The organism is Oleiphilus sp. HI0043, assembly GCF_001634935.1.
The window spans coordinates 1-1,001 of record NZ_LWEY01000168.1 but is presented as its reverse complement, the minus strand read 5'-3'; the positions used below and the strand labels follow the sequence as shown (position 1 = coordinate 1,001).

General features: G+C 41.0%; 1 protein-coding gene. It reads right to left on the bottom strand.

The annotated features are described in order from the left end of the window. Nucleotides 1-239 precede the first annotated feature (239 nt). Nucleotides 240-1,001: sodium ion-translocating decarboxylase subunit beta (locus tag A3729_RS03095; RefSeq protein WP_156497604.1), on the bottom strand; the 762-nt coding region annotated here is incomplete at its 5' end.

Below are 1,001 nucleotides of genomic sequence, written 5' to 3'. Positions count from 1 at the left end.
TGAAAGATTTCATCGAATGAACTCAAGTTTGAGATATTAAAGTTCTCCGAAAAAGCAAACTGCTCCACACCATTAAGAACAGATAAAAAAACTTTATCTAGCAATCTTAGCTTTTTCTCAACCATCTATAGCTACAACCCTGTTAACAATAAAAAGATATCTCACAGTTATTATCTTAGCCCCACAAATAAAAAAACCCCAGCACAAGCCGGGGTTTCTATAGTAGTACTACTGGCTTCCTAGCCTAAGAACTTGATCATAACGCCCGCAGCAACTGCAGAACCGATAACACCTGCTACGTTTGGCCCCATCGCATGCATCAACAAGAAATTCTGAGGATTATTATCCAGACCAACCTTATTCGATACACGAGCAGCCATTGGAACAGCTGATACACCAGCAGATCCAATCAGAGGGTTAACTTTGTTAGTACTAAATACGTTCATCAACTTAGCCATGATTACACCAGTACCGGTACCTACTGCAAATGCAGCCATACCCAAGAACAAAATACCCAGCGTTTGAAAATCAAGGAATTTGTCTGCACTTAATTTAGAACCAACAGAAAGGCCTAAGAAAATAGTTACGATGTTAATCAAAGCATTCTGGGCTGTATCAGAAAGACGGTCCACAACGCCCGACTCTTTCATCAAGTTACCAAGACAGAACATACCCAAAAGAGGCGCAGCATCAGGAAGACAAAGTGCAACCAGAATCAATACAATAATCGGGAAAAGAATTTTTTCCAATTGATTAACTGTACGAAGCTGAACCATCTCAATCTTACGCTCTTCAGGAGTAGTCAAAGCATTCATAATAGGAGGCTGAATAACAGGAACAAGCGCCATATACGAATAAGCTGCGACAGCAATCGCGCCCAATAGGTGCGGTGCTAGTACACTTGATACGAAGATAGAAGTAGGTCCATCTGCACCACCGATAATACCGATCGTAGCAGCTTCTTCAATCGTAAATGAAACACCACCAATTTGCATACTTGT